At 65.4% G+C, this 24,685-nt stretch carries 23 protein-coding genes; 13 read left to right on the top strand and 10 right to left on the bottom strand.

The features are described 5' to 3' along the window. Positions 1-106: 106 nt before the first annotated feature. From EEB15_RS21780 to EEB15_RS21765, 4 genes are all read right to left on the bottom strand, one after another. Positions 107-1,105 (bottom strand): LysR family transcriptional regulator, encoded by a 999-nt coding sequence (locus tag EEB15_RS21780; protein ID WP_141512044.1) that lies wholly within the window; start codon positions 1,103-1,105, stop codon positions 107-109. A 218-nt stretch (positions 1,106-1,323) separates the two neighbouring features. Continuing rightward, positions 1,324-2,337, bottom strand: coding sequence for an alpha/beta hydrolase (locus EEB15_RS21775; RefSeq protein ID WP_141512043.1), 1,014 nt, complete (start codon positions 2,335-2,337; stop codon positions 1,324-1,326). Between the two features lie 175 nt (positions 2,338-2,512). Continuing rightward, a complete protein-coding gene (locus EEB15_RS21770) occupies positions 2,513-2,983 on the bottom strand; it encodes a MarR family winged helix-turn-helix transcriptional regulator (protein WP_141512042.1) in 471 nt (156 codons plus the stop codon). Positions 2,984-3,097: 114 nt separating this feature from the next. After that, positions 3,098-4,123, bottom strand: coding sequence for an AraC family transcriptional regulator (locus tag EEB15_RS21765; RefSeq protein ID WP_141512041.1), 1,026 nt, complete (start codon positions 4,121-4,123; stop codon positions 3,098-3,100). Between the two features lie 157 nt (positions 4,124-4,280). Between EEB15_RS21765 and EEB15_RS33760 the strand changes: the two genes are divergently transcribed. The 5 genes from EEB15_RS33760 to EEB15_RS21740 all read left to right on the top strand — a co-directional run bounded on the left by EEB15_RS33760 (position 4,281) and on the right by EEB15_RS21740 (position 10,684). Further along, complete coding sequence (locus EEB15_RS33760; protein WP_158290189.1) at positions 4,281-4,592, top strand: EthD family reductase; 312 nt, start codon at positions 4,281-4,283, stop codon at positions 4,590-4,592. Further along, positions 4,589-6,292, top strand: a complete 1,704-nt coding sequence (locus EEB15_RS21755; RefSeq protein WP_233259570.1) for an FAD-binding oxidoreductase — start codon at positions 4,589-4,591, stop codon at positions 6,290-6,292. The genes EEB15_RS33760 and EEB15_RS21755 overlap by 4 nt, the downstream gene beginning before the upstream one ends. A gap of 69 nt (positions 6,293-6,361) precedes the next feature. Continuing rightward, on the top strand, positions 6,362-7,345 hold the full coding sequence (locus EEB15_RS21750; protein WP_141512039.1) for a tripartite tricarboxylate transporter substrate binding protein: 984 nt from the start codon (positions 6,362-6,364) through the stop codon (positions 7,343-7,345). After that, entirely contained in the window at positions 7,342-9,063 is a 1,722-nt protein-coding gene (locus EEB15_RS21745; protein ID WP_141512038.1) for an acyl-CoA synthetase, read from the top strand. Before EEB15_RS21750 ends, EEB15_RS21745 begins: the two co-directional genes overlap by 4 nt. A gap of 10 nt (positions 9,064-9,073) precedes the next feature. Further along, the gene (locus EEB15_RS21740) at positions 9,074-10,684 is read left to right on the top strand and encodes an NAD(P)/FAD-dependent oxidoreductase (protein ID WP_141512037.1); all 1,611 of its coding nucleotides are present in this window, start codon (positions 9,074-9,076) and stop codon (positions 10,682-10,684) included. A gap of 55 nt (positions 10,685-10,739) precedes the next feature. Here EEB15_RS21740 and EEB15_RS21735 read toward each other — a convergent pair whose 3' ends face one another. Next, positions 10,740-11,720 carry an AraC family transcriptional regulator gene (locus tag EEB15_RS21735; protein WP_370283802.1) on the bottom strand — a complete coding sequence of 327 codons (981 nt, stop codon included), beginning with the start codon at positions 11,718-11,720 and terminating at the stop codon, positions 10,740-10,742. A gap of 147 nt (positions 11,721-11,867) precedes the next feature. Here EEB15_RS21735 and EEB15_RS21730 point away from each other — a divergent pair, with 147 nt between their 5' ends. Together EEB15_RS21730 and EEB15_RS21725 are read left to right on the top strand one after the other, a co-directional pair. Next, entirely contained in the window at positions 11,868-13,355 is a 1,488-nt protein-coding gene (locus tag EEB15_RS21730; protein ID WP_141512035.1) for an NAD(P)/FAD-dependent oxidoreductase, read from the top strand. 11 nt (positions 13,356-13,366) lie between these two features. After that, the gene (locus tag EEB15_RS21725; RefSeq protein ID WP_141512034.1) at positions 13,367-14,251 is read left to right on the top strand and encodes an alpha/beta hydrolase; all 885 of its coding nucleotides are present in this window, start codon (positions 13,367-13,369) and stop codon (positions 14,249-14,251) included. A gap of 10 nt (positions 14,252-14,261) precedes the next feature. Here EEB15_RS21725 and EEB15_RS21720 read toward each other — a convergent pair whose 3' ends face one another. Beyond that, positions 14,262-15,221, bottom strand: a complete 960-nt coding sequence (locus EEB15_RS21720) for a LysR family transcriptional regulator (RefSeq protein WP_141512033.1) — start codon at positions 15,219-15,221, stop codon at positions 14,262-14,264. A gap of 76 nt (positions 15,222-15,297) precedes the next feature. On the opposite strand from EEB15_RS21720, the gene EEB15_RS21715 reads away from it, so the two are divergent. The 3 genes from EEB15_RS21715 to EEB15_RS21705 all read left to right on the top strand — a co-directional run bounded on the left by EEB15_RS21715 (position 15,298) and on the right by EEB15_RS21705 (position 17,294). Further along, on the top strand, positions 15,298-15,936 hold the full coding sequence (locus tag EEB15_RS21715) for a DsbA family protein (protein ID WP_141512032.1): 639 nt from the start codon (positions 15,298-15,300) through the stop codon (positions 15,934-15,936). A 64-nt stretch (positions 15,937-16,000) separates the two neighbouring features. Beyond that, positions 16,001-16,900: an MBL fold metallo-hydrolase gene (locus EEB15_RS21710; RefSeq protein WP_141512031.1), complete on the top strand. Its 900-nt coding sequence runs from the start codon at positions 16,001-16,003 to the stop codon at positions 16,898-16,900. A 4-nt stretch (positions 16,901-16,904) separates the two neighbouring features. Then, positions 16,905-17,294 carry a nuclear transport factor 2 family protein gene (locus EEB15_RS21705; protein WP_141512030.1) on the top strand — a complete coding sequence of 130 codons (390 nt, stop codon included), beginning with the start codon at positions 16,905-16,907 and terminating at the stop codon, positions 17,292-17,294. Positions 17,295-17,570: 276 nt separating this feature from the next. Here EEB15_RS21705 and EEB15_RS33755 read toward each other — a convergent pair whose 3' ends face one another. Together EEB15_RS33755 and EEB15_RS21700 are read right to left on the bottom strand one after the other, a co-directional pair. Continuing rightward, positions 17,571-17,801: a hypothetical protein gene (locus EEB15_RS33755; protein ID WP_158290188.1), complete on the bottom strand. Its 231-nt coding sequence runs from the start codon at positions 17,799-17,801 to the stop codon at positions 17,571-17,573. An 18-nt stretch (positions 17,802-17,819) separates the two neighbouring features. Beyond that, complete coding sequence (locus tag EEB15_RS21700) at positions 17,820-19,157, bottom strand: FkbM family methyltransferase (protein ID WP_141512029.1); 1,338 nt, start codon at positions 19,155-19,157, stop codon at positions 17,820-17,822. 72 nt (positions 19,158-19,229) lie between these two features. Here EEB15_RS21700 and EEB15_RS21695 point away from each other — a divergent pair, with 72 nt between their 5' ends. Next, on the top strand, positions 19,230-20,465 hold the full coding sequence (locus EEB15_RS21695; RefSeq protein WP_141512028.1) for a multidrug effflux MFS transporter: 1,236 nt from the start codon (positions 19,230-19,232) through the stop codon (positions 20,463-20,465). A gap of 23 nt (positions 20,466-20,488) precedes the next feature. Here the strand turns inward: EEB15_RS21695 and EEB15_RS21690 are convergent, their stop codons facing one another. Both EEB15_RS21690 and orn read right to left on the bottom strand, forming a co-directional pair. Continuing rightward, complete coding sequence (locus EEB15_RS21690) at positions 20,489-22,216, bottom strand: DEAD/DEAH box helicase (protein ID WP_141512027.1); 1,728 nt, start codon at positions 22,214-22,216, stop codon at positions 20,489-20,491. 221 nt (positions 22,217-22,437) lie between these two features. Beyond that, a complete protein-coding gene (gene orn, locus EEB15_RS21685; RefSeq protein ID WP_141512025.1) occupies positions 22,438-23,043 on the bottom strand; it encodes an oligoribonuclease in 606 nt (201 codons plus the stop codon). A gap of 36 nt (positions 23,044-23,079) precedes the next feature. Between orn and EEB15_RS21680 the strand changes: the two genes are divergently transcribed. Together EEB15_RS21680 and EEB15_RS21675 are read left to right on the top strand one after the other, a co-directional pair. Then, on the top strand, positions 23,080-24,348 hold the full coding sequence (locus EEB15_RS21680) for a M48 family metallopeptidase (protein WP_141512023.1): 1,269 nt from the start codon (positions 23,080-23,082) through the stop codon (positions 24,346-24,348). Then, positions 24,345-24,680, top strand: a complete 336-nt coding sequence (locus EEB15_RS21675) for a 4a-hydroxytetrahydrobiopterin dehydratase (protein WP_141512021.1) — start codon at positions 24,345-24,347, stop codon at positions 24,678-24,680. The genes EEB15_RS21680 and EEB15_RS21675 overlap by 4 nt, the downstream gene beginning before the upstream one ends. Positions 24,681-24,685 lie beyond the last annotated feature (5 nt).

Genomic DNA, 24,685 nt, shown 5'->3' with positions numbered 1-24,685 from the left:
AGAACGGGCGGTATCGGGGAAATACCGTTTGCTGATCCGGGCCCATCACAGGAAGTGATGGCCCTCGGCTCACTCACTCGCCATTCACTCGCCCGTCAGGGGCCGCTCAGTCGCGGCTTCTCCACTCCGCTTCCCAGCGGCCGGCCTCGATGAGGGACTTCGCCTGCGTGAGCAACGCGTCGATCACGACCTGCGTGAGCGCATCGACCGGCTTGTCGGCCACCGTGGCCAATGTGTAGCTGCGCGGCAGCTCGGGCCGCGTGACGCGGGCCACGAGCCAGTCGCTGCCGCCCGGCGAGTCGCCCAGGGCGCACGCCGGCGAGAAAGTGAAACCCGCCCCACTCAGGTACAGCGAGCGGATGACGCGCGCCGAATCGTGCTCGTGCACGATGTTCAAAGGCACGCCCAGCGCGGCGGCAGCACCTTCCACGCTCTGGCGGATCGAAAAGCGCCGCGACTGCAGCACCAGAGGCTGCGCAGCGGCGACCGCAAAATCGATCTCGGCGTAGCCGCTACGCGCGGGTGCGGCGCGTCCGCGGCGACCGCGCGGGGCCGGGGGCTTGCGCAGCAGGCGCGCCACGGTGCCGCCATCGTCACGGCCGCACAGGAAGATGGCCTCGCGCGCGAACGGGCGGCAGCGAAGGCCCTCGACATGAGGCGTGTCGACAAGGATCGCGACATCGGCGCGGCGGTCGAGCATGGCCTTCCTGACCATCAGGCTCAGGTCGTCGAGCACGAACACACGCACGCGCGGATGCGACTGCTTGAGCGCCGTCAGCACCGGTCCCATGAGCAGCGAGGCCAGCAGGAAAGGCACCGCGACCGTCACGGAGCCTTCGGGGCCCAGCGGCAGGCGCTGAATGCGTTCGCGCATGGCGGCGGCGTCCGACAACAGCCGCCGGGCGTCCTGGTACAGCTGCAACCCGGCCGGAGTCGGCGCGACGCCAGCGTGCGAGCGCTCGAAGAGCTGCGCGCCCAGTTCGGCCTCCAGCTTCTTGATCTGCGCCGTGAGCGCCGGCTGTGCCACGAAGAGCGAGCCGGCGGCGCGCGAGAGGCTGCCCGCCTCGAGCACGGCAATGAAGTAGCGGAGTGCGCGCAGATCCATACCTCTTCAATCCCCAAGTTTGAGGAGGCCGCAAGTTGCTTGCCCCCTCTCCGGACGGTCAGCTTCGCACGTCGGCGTCTCGTGATCCCCCTTCAGCGCGAACCTCGTCGGGGACGGAAACGCGGTGATAAGTCATGCGCGCCGCCGTCTCCGAGGAATGGTACCCAAAGACGCGGCAGCATCATCGGGGCACTCGGGCGACCTCGCCGCGCCGCAGTTCAGCGCAGCCGAGTCTTCAACTCTTCGCTCGCCTGGTGCAGCGCCGCGCGGGTGGCGGGCACGCCGCCCAGAACGTTGAGCAGCCCGAAGTCGTGGATCATGCCGTTGTAGCGCGTGGCCACCACCGTGACGCCAGCGGCATCGAGCTTGCGGGCATAGGCCTCGCCTTCGTCACGCAGCACGTCCTTCTCGGCGGACTGGACCAGCGCCGGCGGCAACCCCTTCAGCTGCTCGGCCGTCGCCAGCAGCGGCGAGGCGTAGATCTCCTGCCGTTGCTTCGGGTCCTTGGTGTAGGCGTCCCAGAACCACTTCATCATGTTCTTGGTCAGGAAGTGGTCGTTCGCGAACTCGTCGTAGGAGGCGTTCTCGAAGTTGGCGTTGGTCACCGGCCAGAACAGCACCTGTGCGCGCAGCGCCGGCGCTCCCTTGGCCTTGGCCATCAGGGCCACGACCGCCGCCATGTTGCCGCCCACGCTGTTGCCGGCCACCGCGAGCCGCTTGCCGTCGACGTTGATCTGCGCGCCGTTGTCGGCCACCCACTTGGTTGCGGCATACGCCTCGTTGATGGCCACCGGATACCGCGATTCGGGCGAAGGCGTGTAGTTCACGAACACCGCCGCGGCGCCGGAGTCGGCCACCAGGTCGCGCACGAAGCGCTCGTGGGTCGGGAAGTCGCCGAGGATCCAGCCGCCGCCGTGGAAGAACATGAACGCAGGCAGCACGCCCGTGGCGCCCACCGGCCGCACGATGGTCAGCTTGAGCGGCTTGCCGTCCACGGTGATCGTCTTCTCGCTGACGTCGGCCGGCGGCAGTTTGGCCCCGGCTTGTGCGCCAACCAGCACCGCGCGGGCATCGGCCGGCGAGAGTGTTTCGAGCGGCTGGCCACCGCCTTTGGCCAGCGCTTCGAGGAAGGACTGGGTGCTGTGTTCGACGCCTGGGCTGCCTGCGGCCAGCGCGGCACCGGCGGCCAGTGAAACCAGTGAAGCGGTGAAGACTTTGCGGATCGAGTTCATGTCGGTACCTTTGTGGATGAATTGGAGGGGAACGGGGTTGGATTGGGGGAACGAATCGCGTCTGGAGACTGCAGCCGATGCGCGACGCCGGCTTGATTGATTTGCATACTATTAACTCGTGTACGATGTATTAGACTGAAAGACGGGCGCATGCCGCGCCCGTTCTCGTCGAATCTCAGCCGGCGTTCTTGTACAGCTTGGACCTCATGTTCGTGAGCTGCGAGCGAAGCGTGTCGATCTCGACTGGCGTGCACTCCATCGCCGCGGCGACACAGGCTGGAATATTCCGGGCGCGCTCGCGCAGGCGCTGGCCGTCGAGCGTCAGCGAGACGATGACCTGCCTCTCATCAACGCCCGACCGGTTACGCGCAACGAAGCCTGCCGCTTCCAAACGCTTGAGCAGTGGGGTGAGCGTGGGCGAATCCAGGAACAATCGCTCCCCGATCTCGGAGACGGTCAGGTCATCGCGCTGCCAGAGCGCGAGCATCACCAGATACTGCGGGTAGGTCAGGCCCAGATCCTTCAGCAACGCTCGGTAGACCTTGTTCACGCCCAGCATCGTGGAGTACAGGGCGAAGCACAGTTGCTGGTCCAGCTCGAGTGACGGAGCCGGCAGTGGTGTTGAGGATTTTCTGAGCTTCTGCATGCATCGAATTATACATCGCGTGCGATCTACTTGCAAGCGATGTTTGTCACCCGGCGCGCGGAGCGCCGAAATGTGCCTTGGCGAGATCACGCGATGCTTGGAGCCTGAACCGCGTCAGCCCAGGCTCACCGCGGCCTTTGCCATATCCGCACGCAGCGAACGCGGCGACGCGCCAAAGTGTCCGCGCACCGCGTGCGAGAAAGCACTTGGCTCGGCGTAGCCCAGTCGCTCGGCGAGCGCTGACAGCGGCACGGTGGTGTCGGCGAGCAATTGCACGGCCTCGGTCATCCGCGCTGCCTCCACCACCTGCCGGAAGCTGGTGTGGCACTGCTCCAGCCGCCTTTGCAATGTGCGCACGCTGAGATCCAGCGAGCGCGCCACGCTCTCGCATCGGGCCTGCGCATAGCCCTCTGCCGCAACTGCCGCGCGGACCTGGTCGACCAGTGCATCCGATCGACCCTGCGCCTGGCGCTGCGCGTCGGCTCGGCCCAGCAGCAGGCGCAACAGGCTCGGGTCGGCGGCGGGCCAGGGTGCATCCAGCGCCGCGGCGTCGAACTCCATGAAGATCTGCGGCGCTTCCAGCATAACGGGGCACTCCAGCCATTGCTCATAGGCAGCTGACTGGGCCGGGTCAGTTCCTGGCAACGCGACGAGAGACGGTCTTTGGTTGTTGGGCACGCAACGGTACAGCATGGTCAGGAAGCCCGCGAACAGTGAATCGACCTGCGCCGGATGCATGGGGACTGGGCAAGGCGTGATGCGATAGGCCATGCGGACCCCTCCCGGCACCGCGCTCAGCCGGAAGCGGCCGGAGTTGCTGATCAGTTGCTGGTAACGGATGCAATAGCTCAGTGCATCGCGCAGGCTGGCGCTGTGCATCACGACCAGGGTCAGCACGTTCATGGCCTGCAATGGAAGGCCTGCGCCCACACGCAGCCCCAATAGCGGGTCCGCGCTCAGGACAGCGGCGCGCTGCCACAGGCGCCGGACCTGGACCAGCTGCAGTTGCCGTGTCGGCGCCGCAAGCGCAACACCGGCGGGCATGCCAGTCCCCAGTTCGGCGAGGTCGATACCCAAACGCTCGAACTGCGCGGCAACTCCCAACAGCCAGGTGGCGATGACCGTCTTCGGCGTGGTCATCCTCCGTCATTCCCTACCTGGCGCGTCGGATCAAGTTCTTGGCACATGCGCGCATGGTCAACCACGGGGTGCGCTTCCACAATCCGCGAAAACCAGAAGCCCCCATCGACAACCCGGCGACCGAGCCGGCGCATCGCAAACCCGAAGGAGACGCATCTTGATCCGCATCACCGTGAGCTACCCGAACGCTGAAGGCAAACGCTTCGATCACACCTACTACCAGACGCAGCACCGCAAGCTGCTGATGGACCGATTGGCCGAGCACGGCCTGCAGCGCGTCGAGATGGACAAGGCGCTTGCCGACGGCGCCGGTGGCAAGCCTCCGGTGGTGGCCGCGGCACACCTGGTCTTCACGGACATGACGGGCTTCCAGAAGGGCATGGCGGCTCACGGCCGCGAGATCATGGGCGACCTCGCGAACTACACCGACATCGCGCCTGCCATCCTCATCAGCGAGATGGCGCCGTGAGCGGTTCGACGCTGTCCGGCAAACCCGCCCGTCGCTTCTGGGGCTGGGGCTACCTGCGCGACGGGCTCACCGATGACGAGCTCCGCGGCGTGCACAAGCTGCTCGCAACGCTGGGGCCGGCAGGCCCCGCGTTGCCCGAGCCGCAGCTGGCCGACTATGTGCTGACCCCGTCGCGGGGCAAGCTGCCCGAGTCGCTGTCGGCGCTGGTGTCCTCCACCGCCTACGACCGCATCACGCACTGCTATGGCAAGGGCTTCGCCGACGTCGCCCGCATGTGGATGCGCCATGTGCCCCACGCGCCCGACTGGGTCGCGTTTCCGCGCACCGAGGCCGACATCACCGACGTGCTCGATTGGGCCAGCCGCAGCAACGTGGCCGTGGTTCCTTTTGGCGGCGGCACCAGCGTGGTGGGCGGCGTGGAGGCGGCAGTCGGCGACGGGTACGCCGCCACCTTGTCGCTCGACCTCGAGCATTTCAACCAGGTGCTGGAGGTCGACACCACGAGCCGGGCCGCGCTGATCCAGGCGGGCGTGCTCGGGCCTGACCTCGAAACGAAGCTGCGACCGCACGGCCTGACGCTCCGGCACTTTCCGCAGAGCTTCGAGTTCAGCACGCTGGGCGGCTGGATCGCCACCCGCGCCGGCGGCCACTACGCCACGCAGTACACCCACATCGACGACTTCGTCGAGAGCACGCGCATGGTGACCCCGGCGGGCGTCGTGGAGACGCGGCGCCTGCCGGGGTCTGGCGCCGGGCCTGCGCCGGACCGGCTGATCATCGGCTCCGAAGGCACGATGGGCGTCATCACCCAGGCCTGGATGCGGCTGCAGAGCCGGCCCACGTTCCGCGCCTCTGCGTCGGTGGCGTTCGACGACGTGCTCACGGCCGCCGCCTGCGTGCGCGCGCTCTCGCAATCGGGATTGCAGCCCAGCAACTGCCGCCTGCTCGACGCGCGGGAGGTGGCGTTCGCCGGGGTCGGCGACCGCCGCAGTCCGACGCTGGTGCTGGGGTTCGAGTCGGCCGACCATCCGCTGCAAGCCTGGATCGCTCGCGCACTGGAACTGGTGGCCGACCATGGCGGCCGGTGGGATCGGCAAGCCGTGGCCGAGTCGATGCGTCCCGTGGGTGAGCAGCCCGCGGCCCACCGCAGCGGCGCCGCCGGCGACTGGCGCAACGCCTTCATCCGCATGCCCTACTGGCGCGACGAGACCACGCGCCGGGGGGCTATCTTCGACACCTTCGAGAGCGCCATCACCTGGGACCGGTTCGAGTCCTTCTACGACGGCGTGCGGCGCGACGTCGAGTCCGCCATCGAGCGCATCACCGGCCACGCCAGCACGCTGTCGTGCCGCTTCACGCATGTCTATCCGGACGGTCCGGCGCCCTACTTCACCTTCATGGCATGCGGCAGCAGCAGCGGCGACATCGCCAGCGCCCTCGCGCGCTGGCGCGACATCAAGCTGGCGTGCAACGAAGCCGTGGTGGGCCACGGCGGCACCAGCACCCATCACCACGCCGTGGGCCGTGACCACCGCAATGCCTATGAGATGGAGGTGCCGCCGTTGATGCGCCAGGCCTTTGCCGGCGCGAAGGCCGCGCTCGACCCGCGCGGCGTGATGAATCCGGGAGTGCTGTTCGATCCGCTGGGGCGCTCGGTGGGCATCCGCGGCGTTCTGGAACCCGGCAGCGCCGGCCGCTGAACCCGCACGCCGGGCCGCGTCCAACCGGCACGCGATCACACGACTGGCTCATTTCCATCGGAGACAACAATGATTGACTTCTCTTTCGTTCGGCGAGCGCTCGTACTCGCAGCGCTCGCTTGCGCCTGCACCGCACAGGCGCAAGGCTTCCCGGGCAAGACCCTGACTCTGGTCGTTCCCTACCCGGCCGGCGGCCCGGCCGACGCAACAGCACGCTGGCTGGAACCCGGCCTGCGCAAGTCGCTGGGCCAGGTCATCGTGGTGGACAACGTCGGCGGCGCCGGCGGCGCGCTAGGCATCCAGAAGGTGCTCGGGGCCCCCGCCGACGGGCACCAGTTCCTGATGGGGACGCCCAGCGATGTGATCCTCACGCCACTGGCGCTGACGGCGGTCAAGCACCGACCCGAACAGCTACGGCTGGTGGGGCTGGCCACGCGCGCACCGCTGGTGCTCGTGGGCAACATGCAGCTTTCGGCACGCAGCGTGCAAGAGTTGCTTAGTGGCGCGCAGAGGCCCGGCGCGCGGGAGCTGAGCTACGGAAGTCTGGGCGCGGGATCGCTCTACCATCTGCTAGCCGAGGACCTGTCCGCACGACAGAAGATCCGCATGACGCACGTGCCCTACAAGGGCGTTGCGCCGCTCCTGCAAGACCTGATGGGTGGCCAGATCGACCTGGCCTTCCTGCCCGCGGCGGGCAACCTGGGCGACCTGATCCAGCATGGCAAGCTGCGCGCCTTTGCCGTCACCGACGGCCAGCGCCTGGCGCGAATGCCCGAGGTGCCGACGATGAACGAGGCGCTAGTCACGCAGGACTTCGTCTACGAGATCTGGGCCGGCCTGTTCGTGCCGCGCGCGGTGCCTGCCGATGCCGCGCAGCGGCTGAACACCGCCGTGAACGACGCCTTGCAGGACCCTGACTACCGGCGCCAGGTGGAAGCCACGGGGGCCAACGTCGGTGCCCGGCTCGGCCTGGCCGAGGCCGACAGCTACCTCGCCGACCAGACCGCCCGTTACCGGCGGATCGCGCAGGCCGTGAAGCTGGAGCCGCAATGAGCTCGTCTGCCACTGTGCAGCCGCACGGCTTGGCCACGCTGGCCGACGTCGAAGCCTTCGAACGCGCGGCACCCCTGGAGCACAGGCTGCCGCAAAGTGGCGTTTGGACCATGCTCGAGTCTGCCGGCGAGCGTCATGCGGATCGCCCCGCCCTCAGCTTCCTGCCGAATGGCGATCCTGCCGAGCCTGCCGACACCTGGACCCATGCCCAACTGCTCGTGCAGTGCCGCCAGTTCGCCAACTGGCTGCATGCGCACGGCGTCGAACGCGAGGACGGCGTGGCCGTGCTGCTGCCCAACCTGCCGCAGACCTACTTCGCGCTGTTCGGCAGCCAGGCCGCGGCGGTGGCCTGCCCGATCAGTCCCACTCTGGGCGCCGCGGCAATGGCGGGCATTCTGGTCGCGGGCCATTGCGCCGTGCTCGTCACAGAAGGTCCCGCGCGCAACCCGGCACTGTGGCAGCGTGCCTGCGCCGCGGTCGCGCAGGTCCCTGCCGTGCGCCATGTGCTGGCCGTGGGTGGTGGCGGGCCCGGCATGCCTGCGGATGTGGACGTGCACGACTTCGATCTGGCCTGCGCCGCCCAGCGCGGCGGCCGGCTCGACTTCGTATCCACGCAGGACCCGCAGGCGCCCACGGCCCGTTTTCACACCGGCGGCACCACCGGTGCGCCCAAGCTCGCCACCCATACCCAGCGCAATCAGGTCTACCTGGCCTGGTGCATGGGTGAACTGGTCGATTTCGGCCCGCACGACGTGGTGCTGATCGGCCTGCCGCTGTTCCACGTGCATGCCGTGATCCCGCTCAGCATGGGCCCACTCAGTCAGGGCGGGCACCTGGTGCTGCTGGGGCCGCAGGGCTTTAGGCACGCCGGAGTGATGCAGGGCTTCTGGCGCATCGTCGAGCGTTTCGGCGCCACCTGCTTCAGCGCGGTGCCGACTGTGTATGCGGGCCTGCTGCAGGTGGACGTCGCGGGCGCCCGGCTGGACAGCCTGCGCGTGGCCTTCAGCGGCTCGGCTCCACTGGCCCGGCAGGTGGCGCAGGATGTCCAGGCCCGCACCGGCCTCGTCATCCTCGAAGGTTACGGCCTGACCGAAGGCACTTGTCTGTCGACGCTCAGTCCGCTGCGCGGGCCGCGCCGGGTGGGCTCCATCGGGCTGCGCCTGCCCTACCAGGCCATGAAGGTCGCGCGGCTGGACGAACATGGCCGGTGGCTGTCCGACTGTGCGCCTGGCAACACCGGCAGCCTGCTGATCCAGGGCCCCAACGTGTTTGCCGGTTATGCCGATGCGACCCAGACCGCCGCCGCATTCGCCGCCCCCGGCTGGCTGAACACCGGCGACCTGGGCCACTGCGATGCACAAGGCTACTTCTGGATCTCGGGCCGCGCCAAGGACCTGATCAAGCGCAGCGGCCACAGCATCGACCCGCAGGGCGTCGAAGAGGCCTTGCATGCCGACCCGGCGGTGGCCCTGGCCGCAGTGGTGGCGCGGCCCGACAGCCGCGCCGGCGAGGTGCCGGTCGCCTTCGTGTGCCTGAAGCCCGGGGCCACCAGCGACGCGGCACAACTGCTTGCCAGCTGCCGCCAGCGGCTGGGCGACCCGGTGGCCACACCGGTGCACCTCACCATCCTCCAACAACTGCCGATGACCGCCGTGGGCAAGCTCGACAAGGTCGCGCTGCGCGCGCTGGCCGCAGCAGACCACCAACCCCAGAACTGAAAGATCGATCATGAGCACACCAACGACCGGCACGCCCTACCGCAAGCACGAGGGCATTCGGGGCGACTTCGACACCGTGGTGATCGGGTCGGGCATGGGCGGGTTGGCCCTGGCATCCTTCCTCGCCCAAGACGGGCAGAAGGTACTGCTGCTGGAGCAGAACAACGTCATCGGTGGCATGACCCAGGCCTACAGCCGCGACGGCTACCGCTGGACCGTGGGCATGCACTACATCGGCGAAGTCGGCAACCCCAAGGGTGTGGGGCGCAAACTGTTCGACAAGGCCACGGGTGGCCACTTGCAATGGACACCAATGCCCGCCATCTACAACCGCATGGTGATCGGTGGCCGTGGCTACGACGTGCCGGCCGGCCCGCAGGCTTATGCCGACTTCCTGGTGAGCCACTTCCCTGACGAGGCCGAGGCCATCCAAACCTACCTGTCGCTTGTCAGCAGCGTCGCGAAATCGTCGGCTCCCTACTTCGGCGCCAAGGCGCTCCCGGCTGAGGCGGGCACAGCGCTGATGCAACTGCACGGCCAGGACTTCAAACGCTTTGCGCGCCAGACCACGAAAGAGGCCTTGCGCAGCCTGACCGACAACGAAGAACTGCTCGCCGTGCTGTGCGCCAACTGGGGCGACTACAGCCTGGAGCCGAGCAAGAGCTCGTTTGCGATGCACTGCATGCTTGTGAAGCACTACCTGCACGGCGCCAGCTACCCGGAAGGCGGCGGGCCCGCCTTCGCGCAGGCGATGGTGCCCATCATCGAAGCGGCGGGCGGCCGCGTGCTGCATAGCGCCGAGGTGACTGAGGTGCTGGTGGACGACGACGTGGTCCAGGGCGTGCGCCTGGCCTCGGGCGAGGTGGTGCGCTGTCGTCGGGTGGTGAGCAATGCCGGGGTGCAGAACACCTTCGGGCGCCTGCTGCATGGTGACAGCCCCGGCGTGCAAGCCGCCAAGGCGCAGCTGGCGGGCGTGAAGGACACCTACGCCGTGGTCGGCCTCAACATCGGCTTCAGGGCCGACCACGGCGCGCTTGGGTTCACGCCGGCCAACATCTGGTCACACCCAGGCTCGGATTTCGAAGCCAATCTCGCGGCGCACCGGCAAGATTTCGACGCACCGTTCCCTTGGCACTTCATCACCTTTCCGTCGACCAAGGACCCGCTGTGGGAGCGCGACTTTCCCGGCCGCGCCACGGTGGAGATGTATGCCTACACCGACTACCGGCACTTCGCACGCTGGGCCGGCACGCCGTGGATGAAGCGCGGCGACGACTACCTGGCGCGCAAGGACCAGATCCGGCAGCGCCTGCTGTCCGAGCTGTTCCGGCATGTGCCCGCGGCAGAGCAGTACATCGATCACGTCGAGGTTTCGACGCCGCTGAGCTACGAGACCTTTGCCAAGCGGGAGCGGGGCGGGTTCATGGGCGTCGAGTCGTCGCCGCAGCGGTTCGAGCAGGACTGGCTGCGCCCGGCCACGACGATCCGCGGTCTCTTTCTGACCGGGCAGGACGTGGCCACGGATGGTGTCATCGGAGCGCTCGTGGGGGCCACGCTGTGCGCGTCGGTCATTCTGCGTCGGGATCTGATGACGGAGATCCGCGAGGGTGCGAGGTCTTGAGAAGGTTGTCGCCAACGTGCGCCTGGCAAGATATCGGCTTGCTGTCATCGGCATTTCATGACAGCAATTCTTCGATGCGGTCCCCGGCGCGCAGTGCCGATGGTGGAACGCCGAACCAGCGCCGACAAGATCGAGACATCGCCGATTGTTCGGAGAAGCCAAGGAGGTCCGCAAGTTGGCTTATCGGAACCTTCGTCTCCCGCAAATAGCGCAGGGCAGCTTCCTTGCGGACTTCTTCGCGAATGGAATCGAACGTGGTGCCTTCGACTGAAAGGTGGCGCTGGAGGGTGCGGGGATGCATTGCAAGCAGGGCGGCAACATCGGTCTTGTTGCCTTGCGGTGTGCCGAGGGTACGACGCAACGCCAGGCGAACTCGAGCCGCCACACTTTCGCCAGGGATTCGAAAGTGCCTGGCGAGATAGTCTTCCGTGATCCTTCGCAAATCTTGGTTCGCCCCGTGCAGGTCGGCGCTAAGGGTTTCACGGCTGACGTGCAGCGCGGCTCGCGGCTGTTCTGTGTAGACGGGCGCACCGAAGAATCGCTCGTAGACAGAGATTGGTGCAATGGGAGTGTGCGGCAACGCGACTGCACGCAACTGGTAGTGCGCGCCCGCCAGCAGTCGGACGTTTTGGTGCATGTCACCGAGACAAAGGTCGATGGTCTGTCGCTGCGTCGGCAGCCGGGGAAGCCGGATCTCCAGACTCAGTTCCACCGCTCCCTTGACTAGCGAGCTGTCATCATGAATGTCCATCACGATGTCCGGGCTGTGCACGAACAAGTGGCGAGCCGCGTACTCGCAGGCCTTTCGAACCGTGGGCGCGTTCTGTAGCACGATACCAAGCGCTCCGAGCACGCCGATATCCTGGGTTTGTGCCAGTCGCAGGCCGAAGTCCGCGCAGCCCGTCCGGACGGCGCTGGCCTCGAGAAGATGGACGCATGAACGCAGCGATATCAGGGCGTCCTCGTCGGTCAGTGAACCCGATGAAATCCGGTAGCGCCGCAGCAAGGAAGCAGGGGCTGCACCCAAGCCTCGCATGAGTGCTGAGTAGCCCCTCAATCCGCTCGCTCGCACCGTCGATGTCATGTCTCGCAATGTCAAGCATGAGTCTCGCAATGTCAAGTCGCCCAGGACGAAACAGGCAACACTTCAAGCAATACACGCAAACCAAGAAGGCCCTTGTTTATGGAGACAACCTACGACGTCCTGATCATCGGTGCCGGCCTGTCCGGCATCAGCATGGCCTGTCATCTGCAGATGGAATGCCCCAACAAGCGCGTGGGCGTTCTGGAACGGCGCAAGGCAATAGGAGGCACCTGGGACTTGTTCCGCTACCCGGGCATCCGCTCGGACTCGGACATGTTCACCTTCGGCTACAAATTTAGGCCTTGGCACGAACTCAAGGTCCTCGCGGACGGGCCGTCCATCCGTCGCTACGTCGCCGACACCGCCCGCGAATACGGGGTCGACAAGAAAATTCGCTTCGGCATCAAGACGACTCAGGCGTCCTGGTCGAGCGAAGACAAGCGCTGGACGATCAGCGCGGTCGACGAAGAGAGCGGCGAGGCGTGCACGTTCACCTGCAACTTCTTCGTCAACTGCACCGGCTACTACGACCACGACGAGGGCTACCTGCCGAGTTTCCCCGGAATCGAGCGATTCAAGGGACCATGCATTCATCCCCAGAAGTGGCCCGAAGGACTGGACTATAGGGGCAAGAAGGTCATCGTGATAGGAAGTGGCGCGACCGCCGTCACGCTCGTGCCGACCATGGCCCGGGAGACTGCGCATATCACGATGCTGCAACGCTCGCCCAGCTACGTGTTCTCCGTGCCGGCCTTTGACAAGATTTCCGCGGTGCTGCAGCGCTTTCTTCCGGATCGCTGGGTCTTCAACATGGCACGTCGGCGCAACCTGTTGCTGCAGCGACTGATCTACAAGCTATCGAAGCGCTGGCCTGATCGGGTGAGGTCGGTGTTGCTGGCCGGCGTGAGGAAGCACGTGGGCAAAGACTTCGATATGTCCCACTTCTCGCCTCGGTACAAGCCTTGGGACGAGCGCCTGTGCGCTGTGCCCGATGCCGACCTTTTCAAGGCGATCAGAGCGGGTACGGCATCCGTTGTGACCGACCACATTGAGACCTTCACCGAGACCGGTATCCGCCTGAAGTCCGGGCAGGAGCTGCAGGCCGACATCATCGTGACCGCGACCGGTTTGCAACTTCAGTCCCTCGGCGGCATGGCGCTGCGCGTGGACGGCCAGGCGCGCGTCGTGAGCGAGTTGATGACCTACAAGAGCGTGCTGCTGCAGGATGTGCCGAACATGGCATGGCTCTTCGGCTACATCAATGCGCCCTGGACCGTCAAGGTGGACATGGCGGCGAGTTACGTCTGTCGGCTGCTCAACCACATGGACGTCAAGGGAGTCGATATGGTGACGGCCCGCGCGCCGACGGGTGAGATGCAGGCCGAAACTGTCATGGGTTCGCTTCAGTCCGGCTACGCGCGACGGGGCCAGGCCACGCTGCCGCGCCAGGGTCGTGGCCTGCCATGGCGTGTGCTCCACAACCCGGAGAAGGACCGCGTGATGCTGCTCAAGGATCCAGTGGAGGATTCGGCGCTCGAGTTCGGCGTCGGATCGTTGCGCGGCGCGCCATTCCCTGCAAGCGCTTGAAGCGAGCTCCCATGAACTCCATCGAATCTTCGTTTGTCAGCCAGGGCCTGCGCTGCGCAGGGACCCTGCTGATGCCCAGCCAGGGTGAGTGCCCTCCCGTCATCGTGATGGCGCACGGCTTTGCCGGCGTCCGCGCGATGTTGCTTCCGCACGCCACACGCTTCGTCGAGGCCGGCTACGCCGTGTACCTATTCGACTACCGCAACTTCGGCGACAGCGAGGGCCAGCCGCGCCACTGGGTGGACCCTGGACGGCACCTGAAGGACTGGGACGCCGCCATCCGGCACGTCAAGACGTTGGAGCGCGTCGACGGCCAGCGCATGGTGCTGTGGGGCACGTCGCTTTCCGGCGGGCATGTGACCTGCATGGCGGCGCGCGGGCACCGCGTGGCCGCGGTCATCGCCGGCCATCCTCACATGAGCGGTCTGGCCGCGATCACCGCGCTCAGCCCGTTGGTCTTACTGCGGCTGACCTTCGCGGGCCTGCGCGACGTGGTCGGTAGCCTGTTCGGCAAACCGCACTACCTGCCGGTCGTCGGCCGGCCCGGCGAGTTGGCCGCGCTGACTGGCGTCGAAGCATGGGACGGCATGGAGAAGCTGAAGGCCAGTGCCGACGTGGCGTGGGAGAACAAGGTGCTCGCGCGCGTGCTGCTGAAGATGCCGTACTACAGCCCGATCTCAGGTGCTCGCAATGTGCGCGTGCCGACGCTTGTGATCGCCGGCTCGAACGACACCATCGTCTCGGCAGCTGTCGCGCGGAAGGCGGCGAGCCGCATGCAGAACGCCGAGTTCACGCTGCACGCATCCGATCATTTCCAGCCGTACTATGGCAACTACCTCGAAACGAACGTGCAGGCGCAGCTTGCGTTCCTGCAGAAGCACGTGGCCATCTGCTGAAGGCGGCAATCTATAAGGTTTGCCCATGCTGGAACGACTGCCGCAGCAACTCCTGTTCTGCCAACAGGTCGACGAAGGCCCGGACTTTCATTGGACGGAAGCGCGCTGCCGGGAAAACCGCGTGAATGCCGCCGGTTGACAAGCGCCATTGAGGCAGGACTTCGATGAGGCGTCCTGCGGCGATGTCAGCCGCAACCGCATAGTCAGGCAGCACGGAGAGGCCGGCGCCGTGGAACACGGCTTGGCGTACTGCGAGCGTGGCGTCGAGAAAAATCGAGGCGTGCACGTTCACTACCTGGCGTTCGGCCGTGTTGAGAGAGAAGTCCCACCGCAACGGATCACGCAGGGCTGTGTTGGCGACGAACGGCAGATGGGCAATGTCATCCGGCTGGGTGATCTGGGCCACCTTCGCGGCCATCCCCGGCGCGGCGACGAGCACTTGCCTGAAGGTACCGATCTTGCGCGCCTGTAGCCCGGTTTCAGGCAGCCAGCCAACCCGGATCGCCAATTCAAAGTTGCCGGTCATGATGTTCAGCGTTTGGTCGCTCAGGATGGCGTCGACCTTGCACGCGGGATAACGCTGCATGAATGCAGCGATAACCGGTACAACCACGCCGACGCCGTAGTCGAAGGGCGCCGTCAGCCGCAGCGTGCCGGACGGCTCGGTCGATCCCTCGGCCAGCTCGTCAAAGGCCTCTTCGGCCTCGCGCAGGATCATTGCGCAGCGCAGGTAGAAGGCTTGCCCGGATTCAGTCGGTTGGACCTTCCGCGTGGTGCGAACCAGGAGCGAGGTGCGAAACTCGCTTTCAAGCCGTGCCACTTGTTGGCTGACCACAGCTTTTGTAATTCCCAGGCGCTCCGCTGCCGCCGTGAAGGAACCGGTTTCCACCACGGCCACGAAATAGGTCAGACGCTTGAGGTTTGACAGACCTCCCAGGCCGTTCTTGACTTGATTGTGTGTTTTTAACATACGTTATGTCTAGCATGTATGTGTTTACGAGTCAATCGTGGGCGCCTACCATCGGTCGCATCAAAGAAGGAATCCTATGAACACGACCTTGCACTACCTGTTCGATCCGCTGTGTGGCTGGTGCTACGGGGCGGCGCCGATTGTCTCCGGGTTGCTGGAGGCGCCCGGCGTCAAAGTCGACATGCTGCCGACCGGAATGTTTTCGGGCGGCGCCGCGAGGCCTATGGACGATGCCTTCGCAGGCTATGCCTGGTCCAACGACCAGCGCATCGAACGCCTGACGGGGCAACACTTCTCCGAGCAGTATCGCAATCGCGTTCTAGGCAACCGGCAGCAGCGCTTCGACAGCGGCCCCGCCACTTTGGCGCTGACTGCCGTGGCGTTGACCGATCCCGCCAGAGAACCGGAAGCCCTCCAGGCCATTCAGCGTGCACGCTTTGTGGATGGCCGCGACGTCACGTCGGCGGAGACGTTGGCCGATCTTCTGAAGTCACTCGATCTTGGAGAGGCCGCAGCGAGGCTCGCGCATCCCGACGCCGATCTGCTGGGCGCCACTCGAGCCCGTATGGGCCGCGCCCAGGCGTTGATGCAAGAGTTCGGTGTTGGCGGCGTGCCGACATTGATTGCCGAATCCGGCGCGAAGCGCTGGGTACTGGACCACTCCGCCGCCTATTCCAACCCACGGGCGCTCATCGGCGAGCTGGAGGCAGCGTGAGTGCGGCCCGATCACAGTCGGTTACGCCAACGCTCGTTCATTTGACCTAGAAAGCACGTTCCCCATGACCACACGAAGAGACGCAATCAAGACTGTAACCGCCGCGGCTGTCGCGACGGCCATCCTAGGAGTGAAAGACGCTATGGCTGCAACTACCCCACTGACATGGAAGCATTTCCCCGCCGGCGAGCACGGATTCTTCCGAGCCCCGGTGCTGATCTCCGGCGCGAGCGAAGCCGTGCTGATCGATGGTGGCTTCACACTTCCCGACGGCAAGGCGCTCGCCGAGGCCATCAAGGCCACGGGCAAGAAGCTCACCACCATCTACATCAGCCAGAGCGATCCTGACTACTACTTCAGCCTCGCCCCCATCAAGGCAGCGTTTCCCGCGGCCAAGGTGATCGCTGCGTCGGCCACGATCGCGGCCATCAAGGGAAATGTGGAAAAGAAGCTGGCGACCTGGGGGCCTCAACTCAAGGAGAACGGTCCGCAGGCCCTGGCTGACATCGTGATGCCCGAAGCCTTCGACGGCAAGACGCTCACGCTGGAAGGCCAGACACTCGAGATCGCCGATGCTGGTTCGCTGGCCAACCGTCGCTACATCTGGGTGCCTTCGCTCAACGCCATTTTCGGCGGCGTGCTGCTGTTCTCAGGCGTTCACGTGTGGACCGCCGACACGCAGGGTGCAGAGGCTCGCGCGGCTTGGGTGAAGACGCTTGACGCAATGGTTGCCCGCAAGCCTGCCGTGGTGGTCCCTGGCCACATGATGCCCGGAGCTGCGACCGACGCAACAGCAATACGCTACACACGCGACTACCTCGTGGCTTTCGAGGAAGAGCTTGCCAAGGCCGCCGACAGCGCCGCCCTGATCGCGGCCATGACCAAGCGTTATCCCAACGCCGGCATGGGAGTTGCGCTGCAGATCGGGTCGAAGGTTGCCAAGGGCGAGATGAAGTGGGGTTGAGGCGATGACAACGAACATCGAGATCGTCCGCGCCCATTACGCGGCATCGGCTCAGGGGAACATTGAGGCGATGATGGTCGATCTATCGCCGCAGGTACGCTGGACTGAGATGGCGGGCTTCCCCTGCGCCGGCACGTGGGTCGGCCCGCAGCAGGTCATCGACAACGTCTTTGCCGTCCTGGGCAGGGATTGGATCGGCTACCACGTCGAACTGCAGAACCTCATCGATGGTGGTGACCAGGTGGTCGGGGTAGGGACTTACCACGGCACCTTTCGCGCCACGGGAAAGGAAATGCAGGCTCGCGTCGCCCATGTCTGGAAGTTGCAAGACGGAAAGATCGTCGCCTTCGAGCAGTTCACTGACACGCTGCTCGTCCGCCAAGCAATGAGCTGACGGGACAAGGCGCTGTTCTGGCCGCATGGGCTAGCCGAAGATCGCGACATCTCGGGCTTCGACTCGGCGGCTGCAGCTGGCGGCGGCTTGGCAGCATCGGACGCATCCCGCCAACTCGATCCACTTCAACCACCACGCAGATCGATTAACCTTGCAGCCCCAGGACTTCCTCAATTCAGTTGGTACGCCGGCAGGGGGCAGGTCAAGAGTGCACGCCGGAGCGAATTCGGCGAGTGCCGTGGCACTGTCTTGCCGACGCGCAGCCCGGTTTTTGACTCATCTGCGCCTCGAGTGAATGCAGTAGATGTGAATCAGGTCGATCGGGGCAACAGGCATCGCGCCGAACCAGCAGAGGTACATCGTCAGGAGCTTGAAGAGCAGCAGGACGCCGGCATTCACGTAGAACACGCTCCTGCCCAAGATGAAGTCCACGATCGACTCGTAGAGGAATCTGGCGTACGGGTAGCTGGCCGATTCTGTTTGCGGCGCCGGCCGCGGACCGATCACCCGGCCTTTGTGTCTTGCTCAGTGCCCAAACGCCCGAAGAATCGCTTGCACCGAGCCCGACTCTTCCCGCCTGCACGCAACGTAGTCCCAATAGCTCTGCACCTGCGAGGCTTCCACGAACTCCTGCTGCGCCAAGCGATCGCCGTGAATGCTGAAAATCTCGTAGCCCAACGACTCGAAGTACGTGAACACATCGTTCGGATCGACGCCGTAAGCTCCGTAGCTTTGCAGGCCAAACTCGAACGCCACGACGGGACGCGCGCGCGCGATCGTTTCTCGCGCGCCAAGCAGCACCTTGTATTCCGCGCCTTCCGTGTCCAATTTGATGAAGCGCGGGTCGCCCAGCGCCATGCTGTCCAGTTTCTCTAGCTGGACCTGCACCTTCTCCAGGCGTGTGGGCCCGTTGTACACACGCTCCTTCAAGCCGGATTCCTCCGGCCGTTCGAGCGCGATGACAAACTCGGCCCGACCCGCCTCGTCGGACAGAGCAACCTCGTGCACCGTCACGTTCGGGGTCGCTAGGATTTTCATCCGCGCACGCAGCCGTTCCGCGATGGCCGGGTTGGGCTCGAACGCGGCTACACGGCCCAAGCCCACCGCACAGCTCATAGGCAATGCATGGCGGCCCGTATGGGCCCCAATGTCGATGCACACGTCGCCTTCGCGCAGCACGCCCATGTAGAGGTTTTGCAGCCGGTCTTCGAACGAAGTGCGCCCCTGTGCTGCCAGCACGAACGCGACGCGCAACGCGCCCGCCCCATCACCCTCTGTCGCGCGCGCCTGCGCCCAAGCCTCGAGGCGCTCCAGGTCTTCCGTCGGCACACCGCCTCCGGGCAACAGGACACGAAAGCCCATACCGTCACGCAGGTCGCGCAGCAGTCGCCAGGTTTCGGTCCGCCAATCCGCGGAGAACGACAGAAAAACGTCGGCCGTGCCAAATGGCGGCTGGCCCAATGCATTGGCCGCAACAGCAGGTACAGGCGGTGACACGGCCTCTGGCGGTGCGCTTGACGAGGTCAGCAGACGTTTGGCGCCCCGCGCAAACGCCATCAGGGGCGGCTGCATCGGCGTTGGAAGTTGGCCGATCAGCCCTCGAACCTGGGCCGCCAAGTCGCGGGCAGGCTCCCGCGCCGCTGCCGCAGGTGCGGACGCAGATGGCAGCGTGCCCACGATGTCCAAAGCGTACCGAACGGCCGCGGCCTCAAGATACTGAAAGCCGCTCGTGCCGAAGCTGCAGAACTGGAGCTCCGTGGGGTCGCAAGCCAGCGCGGCACGAAAACATTGCTCTTCCGTAGCACCAGGCCGGCGAGCCGCTTCATCCATCCAGTTGCCGACGTCCAGCCAGACCTTAGCCATTTGTTCATCCGTCCTCTTGTTGGGCCCGCAGTTTACCGGCAAGCAGCCGGCAGACGGTAGACTCGACGGCTCGTGAACCCTGATGCCGACAAACTCTGGCGCGCGCCGCGCTGGGCCCTTGCCGTATTGCTCTCGCTGTTGGGCATGCTGGGCCCGTTCTCCATCGACACCTATATCCCGGCGTTTTCGGGCATAGCGCAGGCGCTGGGCGCGGATCCGGTCGCCATGCAGCAGACGCTGTCGGCCTACCTGTTCGGCTTCGCGTTCATGAACCTCTTTCATGGCGCGCTGGCCGACAGCTTCGGCCGCAGGCCCGTCGTGCTGTGGGGCATCGCGATGTTTACGGTGGCGTCGGCGGGTTGCGCCTTGTCGCAGACCATCGGCCAGTTGGTGTTCTTCCGCGGGCTGCAGGGCCTGTCCACCGGCGCGGGCATCGTCGTCTCGCGCGCCATCATCCGCGACATGTTCCCGCCGGCGCAGGCGCAGAAGGTGATGAGCCAGGTGACGATCTATTTTGGCGTTGCGCCGGCGATTGCGCCCATCATCGGCGGCTGGCTCTTCGTCCATGCGGGCTGGCACAGCATCTTCTGGTTTCTCACCGGTGTCGGTGTTCTTCTGTGGAGCGCCAACTTCAAGCTGCTGCCTGAAACGCTTCACGTCACGCAACGCCAGCCGTTCAACGTTCGAAACCTGATGCAGGGCTACTGGCAGCTCAGTTCCAACCCGCGCTTCTTCTTGCTGGCGCTCGCCAGCGGCGTGCCGTTCAACGGGATGTTCCTCTACGTGCTGTGCGCGCCGGCGTTCCTCGGCGACCACCTGGGCCTGGCGCCCACGCAATTCTTCTGGTTCTTCCTGCTCACCATCGCGGGCATCATGGGCGGGGCCTGGGCCAGCGGGCGGCTCGCGGGACGGATCACACCGCGAAAGCAGATTCGCTACGGGTTCCTGATCATGGTGTTGGTCTCGCTGGCCAATGTCGCCGCGAATTTCATACTCAAACCCTCCGCATCGTGGGCGCTGGTGCCGATCGCGGTGTTCTCGTTCGGATGGGCCTTGATGGTGCCAGTGGTGACGCTGCTGGTGCTGGACCTGTATCCGGAGCGGCGCGGCATGGCTTCGTCGCTGCAGGCCGTCATCGGCTCGACAGCCAACGGAATCGTCGCAGGCGTGATCGCACCATTGGTGATGCATTCGACGCGCGCGATCGCGCTCACCTCATTGCTGATGATGAGCGTCGGTCTGGTCGCTTGGGTCTATGTCAATCGCCGCTGGCCGGATACCGGCCGGGCGATGACCGCAGCGGCCTGAACGGCCGCAGCTTTCTTCTCTACTTAGTTGGCCGGCTTGTACGGACGCTTCTTGGCGTCACGCGGCACGAACACCTTGCCGCCGTTGCCGGGCTTGGCCGGCTTGGCGAATGACGACGGGGCACGTGGGGCGAAGTCGCCGCGCGGCGCGAAGCCTTCGCGCTGGCCACCGAAATCGCCGAAAGCGGGCTTGCGGACGTAGCTTTCGTTGCTGCGGCGGTTGTCGAAGCCACGCTCTTCACGCGGTGCATGGTTGCCGCCGAAGCCGGCCGTGCGCGGAGCGCCGAACTTGCGGTCGCGCGAATGGTGATCGCGAGGAGCGCCACGGTCGGCGAAGCCGCCGCGCGGTGCCTGCGGCGCGCGTTGCGCCGGCTCCAGGCCGGGAATCGTTTCGGCCTTGAACTGCTGCTTGCTGTAACCCTCGATGTCGAAGATCTTGCGGCGGTCGCGGAACTCGGCGAACGTCACGGCCAGGCCATCGCGACCTGCACGGCCGGTGCGGCCGATGCGGTGGGTGTAGTCCTCGGCCTTCATCGGGAGTCCGTAGTTGAAGACGTGGGTGATCGTGGGCACATCGATGCCGCGCGCAGCGACGTCGGTGGCCACCAGCACCTGCACCTGGCCTTGGCGCAGCGCCATCAGGCGGCGGTTGCGCAGGCCCTGGCTCAGGGCGCCGTGCAGGGCGACGGCGTCGAAGCCGGCTTGCTGCAGGTCGTTGGCCAGGCCGTCGCACTCGATCTGGGTGCTGGCGAAGACGATGGCCTGGTTGATCGTGGTGTCACGCAGCCAGTGGTCCAACAGCTTGCGCTTGTGCTGGGGGCTGTCGGCCCAGAACAGCACCTGCTTGATGTTGGCGTGCTTTTCCTGCGGGCTGTCGATCTGGATCTTGCGCGGCTGGCGCATCACGCGCGCGGCCAGGGCCTGGATGCGCGGCGCGAACGTAGCGCTGAACATCATGGTCTGCTTGCGCTCGATGGTGAGCTTGTTGACTTCCGCCAGGTCGTCGGCAAAGCCGAGGTCCAGCATGCGGTCGCCTTCGTCGACGACCAGGAACTGCACCTTGTCCAGCTTGATCTGCGACGAGCGCTGCAGGTCGAGCAGGCGGCCCGGTGTGGCGACCACGAGGTCGGCGTTCTGCAGACGTGCGATTTGCAGCTGGTAAGGCATGCCGCCCACCACGCTGGCAATGCGCAGGCCGCGGCAATGCTGCACCAGGCCGATGGCGTCATGCGCCACCTGCTGCGCGAGTTCACGCGTGGGGCACAGGATCAGCGCGCCTGGCGTGGCGGGCTTGAAATTGCGCGAGCTGGTCGGGTCCTTGCGCTTGGGGCGCTTGGGAGCCGGCTCGCCGCGGGCCACGGCCTCGGCAATTTCCTGCTCGAATTCGGCGCGCAGCTTGGCTTCGGCTTCGGCCTGTTGCTTCAGCAGCGTGTGCAGCACGGGCAGCAGGAAGGCCGCGGTCTTGCCGCTGCCGGTCTGGCTGGAAACCATCAGGTCGATGTAGCCGGCGGCCGCGTCGTCGGACGGCAGTGCCAGGGGAATGGTCTGTTCCTGCACGGTGGTCGGCTGGGTGTAGCCCAGGTCTGCCACGGCGCGGATCAGCTCGGAAGCCAGGCCCAGCTTCAGGAAGCCGTTGGGGACGGCGGCAACGAATTGCTCGGCGGCCTCAGCGGCCGGCTCGGCGGCGATCGCCGCGGTATCAAAGGATTCGGCAGGCGAAAGCTCGCCCTGCACTGCAAAAGTGTCGGTCATAAAAATGCTCACACGCACGCGCCCCTGGAAGGGGCGCTTGTCGATGACGTCGCCAGAAGGTGGCGGCGTTGTCGTCAATGGTTAAGAAACATCAACCATCAAACGACTGTCAGGGCCTTGTGACTTGGGAGTCGGCGCTGGTGGCTCTTTATTCTTGAGCCGCTGTGTGAAGGGAGATGCACGAAGGCTGGATATCAGCCAAGCCCGCGATTGTCGCACGTTCAGGGTTTTCCCGCAAGCGGCGGAGTTCCGACCACCAGGAGGTGCTCGCGGTAGTGCACCAGTTCGTCGATGGATTCATGCACGTCGGCCAGGGCGGTGTGCTTCTGCTGCTTCTTGAACGACGAGTACACCTCGGGCTTCCAGCGCTTCGCCAGCTCCTTGAGCGTGCTCACGTCGACGTTGCGGTAGTGAAAGAAGGTTTCCAGCTTGGGCATGTACTTCACCAGGAAGCGCCGGTCCTGGCTGATGCTGTTGCCGCACATGGGCGTCGACGCCTTCGGCACGTACTTCGCGAGGAACTCGAGAATCTCCTGCTCAGCCTGCGCCTCCGTGATTGACGAAGCCTTGACCTTGTCTATGAGGCCGCTGCGCCCGTGCGTGCCCTTGTTCCAGTTGTCCATCTTGTCCAGCTGCTCGTCGCTCTGGTGGACGACCAGCACCGGGCCTTCGATGCGCGGAGTGAGGTGCGGGCCGGTCACGATCACCGCGATCTCGATGATGCGGTCGACTTCAGGGTCCAGGCCCGTCATTTCGCAGTCCAGCCAGACGAGGTTCTGGTCGCTCTTGGCCAGCGTTGCGGGTGTTTCGGTTGCGATTTCTGACATGCTTGCGATTGTCGCCGATGGCCTAAACTTGGGCAGATGACGGCTTCCTACTCACTGACCCTGGCGTTTGCCGGCTTCCTGCTCGCCGGCATCGCGGTCAAGTTCTGGCTGGCATCGCGCCAGATTCGCCATGTGGCGCGGCACCGCGACGCCGTACCGCCCGCTTTCGCAGCAACGGTGTCCCTCGCGGCGCACCAGAAGGCCGCCGACTACACGATCACGAAAACGCGGTTCGGCCTGCTCGAGCTGGCGTTTGGCGCAGCCGTGCTGCTGGGATGGACGCTGCTGGGCGGCCTGGACCTGCTGAATCAAGTGCTGATCGGCTGGACGGGCGCGGGCATGGCGCAGCAACTGGCCTTGATCGCGGGCTTTGGCCTCATCAGCGGCGCGCTGGACCTGCCCCTCACCCTGTACCAAACCTTTGTTATCGAAGAGCGCTTCGGCTTCAACAAGATGAGCTTCAAGCTCTGGCTCGCGGACTTGCTCAAGTCCACGCTGCTGGGCGCGGCGATCGGCCTGCCTGTCGTGGCGTTGATCCTCTGGCTGATGGGCGCCGCGGGCGCGCAATGGTGGTTGTGGGCGTGGGCGGTATGGATGGGTTTCAACTTGCTACTGCTGGTGATCTACCCCACCTTCATCGCGCCGCTGTTCAACAAGTTCAAGCCGCTCGATGACGAGACGCTGAAGGCTCGCGTAACCGAACTCATGCGCCGCTGCGGCTTCGCGGCGAAGGGCCTGTTCGTCATGGACGGCAGCAAGCGCAGCGCGCACGCCAATGCGTACTTCACGGGCTTCGGCGCCGCGAAGCGGGTCGTGTTTTACGACACGCTGCTCGCCAAGCTTTCGCCCGGCGAGGTGGATGCGGTGCTGGCGCACGAGCTGGGCCACTTCAAGCACAAGCACATCATCAAGCGGATCGCCGGCATGTTCGCCATCAGCCTCGGAGGGTTCGCGCTGCTCGGCTGGCTGTCAACGCAGGTGTGGTTCTATACGGGCCTGGGCGTGCGCCCGAACCTGAGTGGTCCCAACGACGCGCTCGCGCTGCTGCTGTTCCTGTTGGCAGTGCCCGTGTTCTCTTTCTTCGTTTCGCCCTTGATGGCGCGCCTGTCGCGCAAGCATGAATTCGAAGCCGATGCGTACGCCGTCCAGCAAACCAGCGGCCAGGATCTTTCCACCGCCTTGCTGAAGCTCTACGAAGACAACGCCTCCACGCTGACACCCGACCCGGTCTTCGTGAAGTTCTACTACTCGCATCCGCCCGCGTCCGAGCGGCTGCAACGCATGACTGCCGGGAGTGCCGCATGACAAGCATGATGAAGAAAAAAGACTGGTCCCTCCTGCCGCGCCGCGCGCTCACCGCCACGGAAATCGTCAGCCGCCTCGCGTCCCTGCCCGGCTGGCAGCTCACCGGAGACGGCGCCGATGTCGCCATCGAAAAGACCTATACCTTCGCCAACTACTACGAGACTATCTCGTTCGTGAACGCGCTGGCCTTCATCGCCAACGCGCAAGACCACCACCCCGATCTTTCCGTTCATTACGGCCGTTGTGTCGTTCGCTTCAACACCCACGACGTCAACGGGCTGTCGGAGACAGATTTCGAATGCGCGGCGCAGGCCAACGCGCTCCTCGCATGAAGGCG

Origin of the sequence: Ramlibacter sp. WS9, assembly GCF_003797765.1 — a bacterium.
GTDB lineage: Bacteria > Pseudomonadota > Gammaproteobacteria > Burkholderiales > Burkholderiaceae_C > Ramlibacter.
The sequence above is the reverse complement of the archived record's forward strand: the minus strand, read 5'-3'. Positions and strand labels throughout refer to the sequence as shown.

Excerpts from the sequence above, each read along its gene's own strand:
- EEB15_RS21740 (WP_141512037.1), top strand. The coding sequence starts at position 9,074 with ATGAGCACACCAACGACCGGCACGCCCTACCGCAAGCACGAGGGCATT.
- EEB15_RS21700 (WP_141512029.1), bottom strand. The coding sequence starts at position 19,157 with ATGGCTAAGGTCTGGCTGGACGTCGGCAACTGGATGGATGAAGCGGCT.
- EEB15_RS21705 (WP_141512030.1), top strand. The coding sequence starts at position 16,905 with ATGACAACGAACATCGAGATCGTCCGCGCCCATTACGCGGCATCGGCT.
- EEB15_RS21765 (WP_141512041.1), bottom strand. The coding sequence starts at position 4,123 with ATGACCACGCCGAAGACGGTCATCGCCACCTGGCTGTTGGGAGTTGCC.
- EEB15_RS21780 (WP_141512044.1), bottom strand. The coding sequence starts at position 1,105 with ATGGATCTGCGCGCACTCCGCTACTTCATTGCCGTGCTCGAGGCGGGC.
- EEB15_RS21715 (WP_141512032.1), top strand. The coding sequence starts at position 15,298 with ATGAACACGACCTTGCACTACCTGTTCGATCCGCTGTGTGGCTGGTGC.
- EEB15_RS21680 (WP_141512023.1), top strand. The coding sequence starts at position 23,080 with ATGACGGCTTCCTACTCACTGACCCTGGCGTTTGCCGGCTTCCTGCTC.
- EEB15_RS21775 (WP_141512043.1), bottom strand. The coding sequence starts at position 2,337 with ATGAACTCGATCCGCAAAGTCTTCACCGCTTCACTGGTTTCACTGGCC.
- EEB15_RS21710 (WP_141512031.1), top strand. The coding sequence starts at position 16,001 with ATGACCACACGAAGAGACGCAATCAAGACTGTAACCGCCGCGGCTGTC.
- EEB15_RS21735 (WP_370283802.1), bottom strand. The coding sequence starts at position 11,720 with ATGCGAGGCTTGGGTGCAGCCCCTGCTTCCTTGCTGCGGCGCTACCGG.
- orn (WP_141512025.1), bottom strand. The coding sequence starts at position 23,043 with ATGTCAGAAATCGCAACCGAAACACCCGCAACGCTGGCCAAGAGCGAC.
- EEB15_RS21770 (WP_141512042.1), bottom strand. The coding sequence starts at position 2,983 with ATGCAGAAGCTCAGAAAATCCTCAACACCACTGCCGGCTCCGTCACTC.
- EEB15_RS21730 (WP_141512035.1), top strand. The coding sequence starts at position 11,868 with ATGGAGACAACCTACGACGTCCTGATCATCGGTGCCGGCCTGTCCGGC.
- EEB15_RS21745 (WP_141512038.1), top strand. The coding sequence starts at position 7,342 with ATGAGCTCGTCTGCCACTGTGCAGCCGCACGGCTTGGCCACGCTGGCC.
- EEB15_RS21725 (WP_141512034.1), top strand. The coding sequence starts at position 13,367 with ATGAACTCCATCGAATCTTCGTTTGTCAGCCAGGGCCTGCGCTGCGCA.
- EEB15_RS21690 (WP_141512027.1), bottom strand. The coding sequence starts at position 22,216 with ATGACCGACACTTTTGCAGTGCAGGGCGAGCTTTCGCCTGCCGAATCC.
- EEB15_RS21720 (WP_141512033.1), bottom strand. The coding sequence starts at position 15,221 with ATGTTAAAAACACACAATCAAGTCAAGAACGGCCTGGGAGGTCTGTCA.
- EEB15_RS21750 (WP_141512039.1), top strand. The coding sequence starts at position 6,362 with ATGATTGACTTCTCTTTCGTTCGGCGAGCGCTCGTACTCGCAGCGCTC.
- EEB15_RS21675 (WP_141512021.1), top strand. The coding sequence starts at position 24,345 with ATGACAAGCATGATGAAGAAAAAAGACTGGTCCCTCCTGCCGCGCCGC.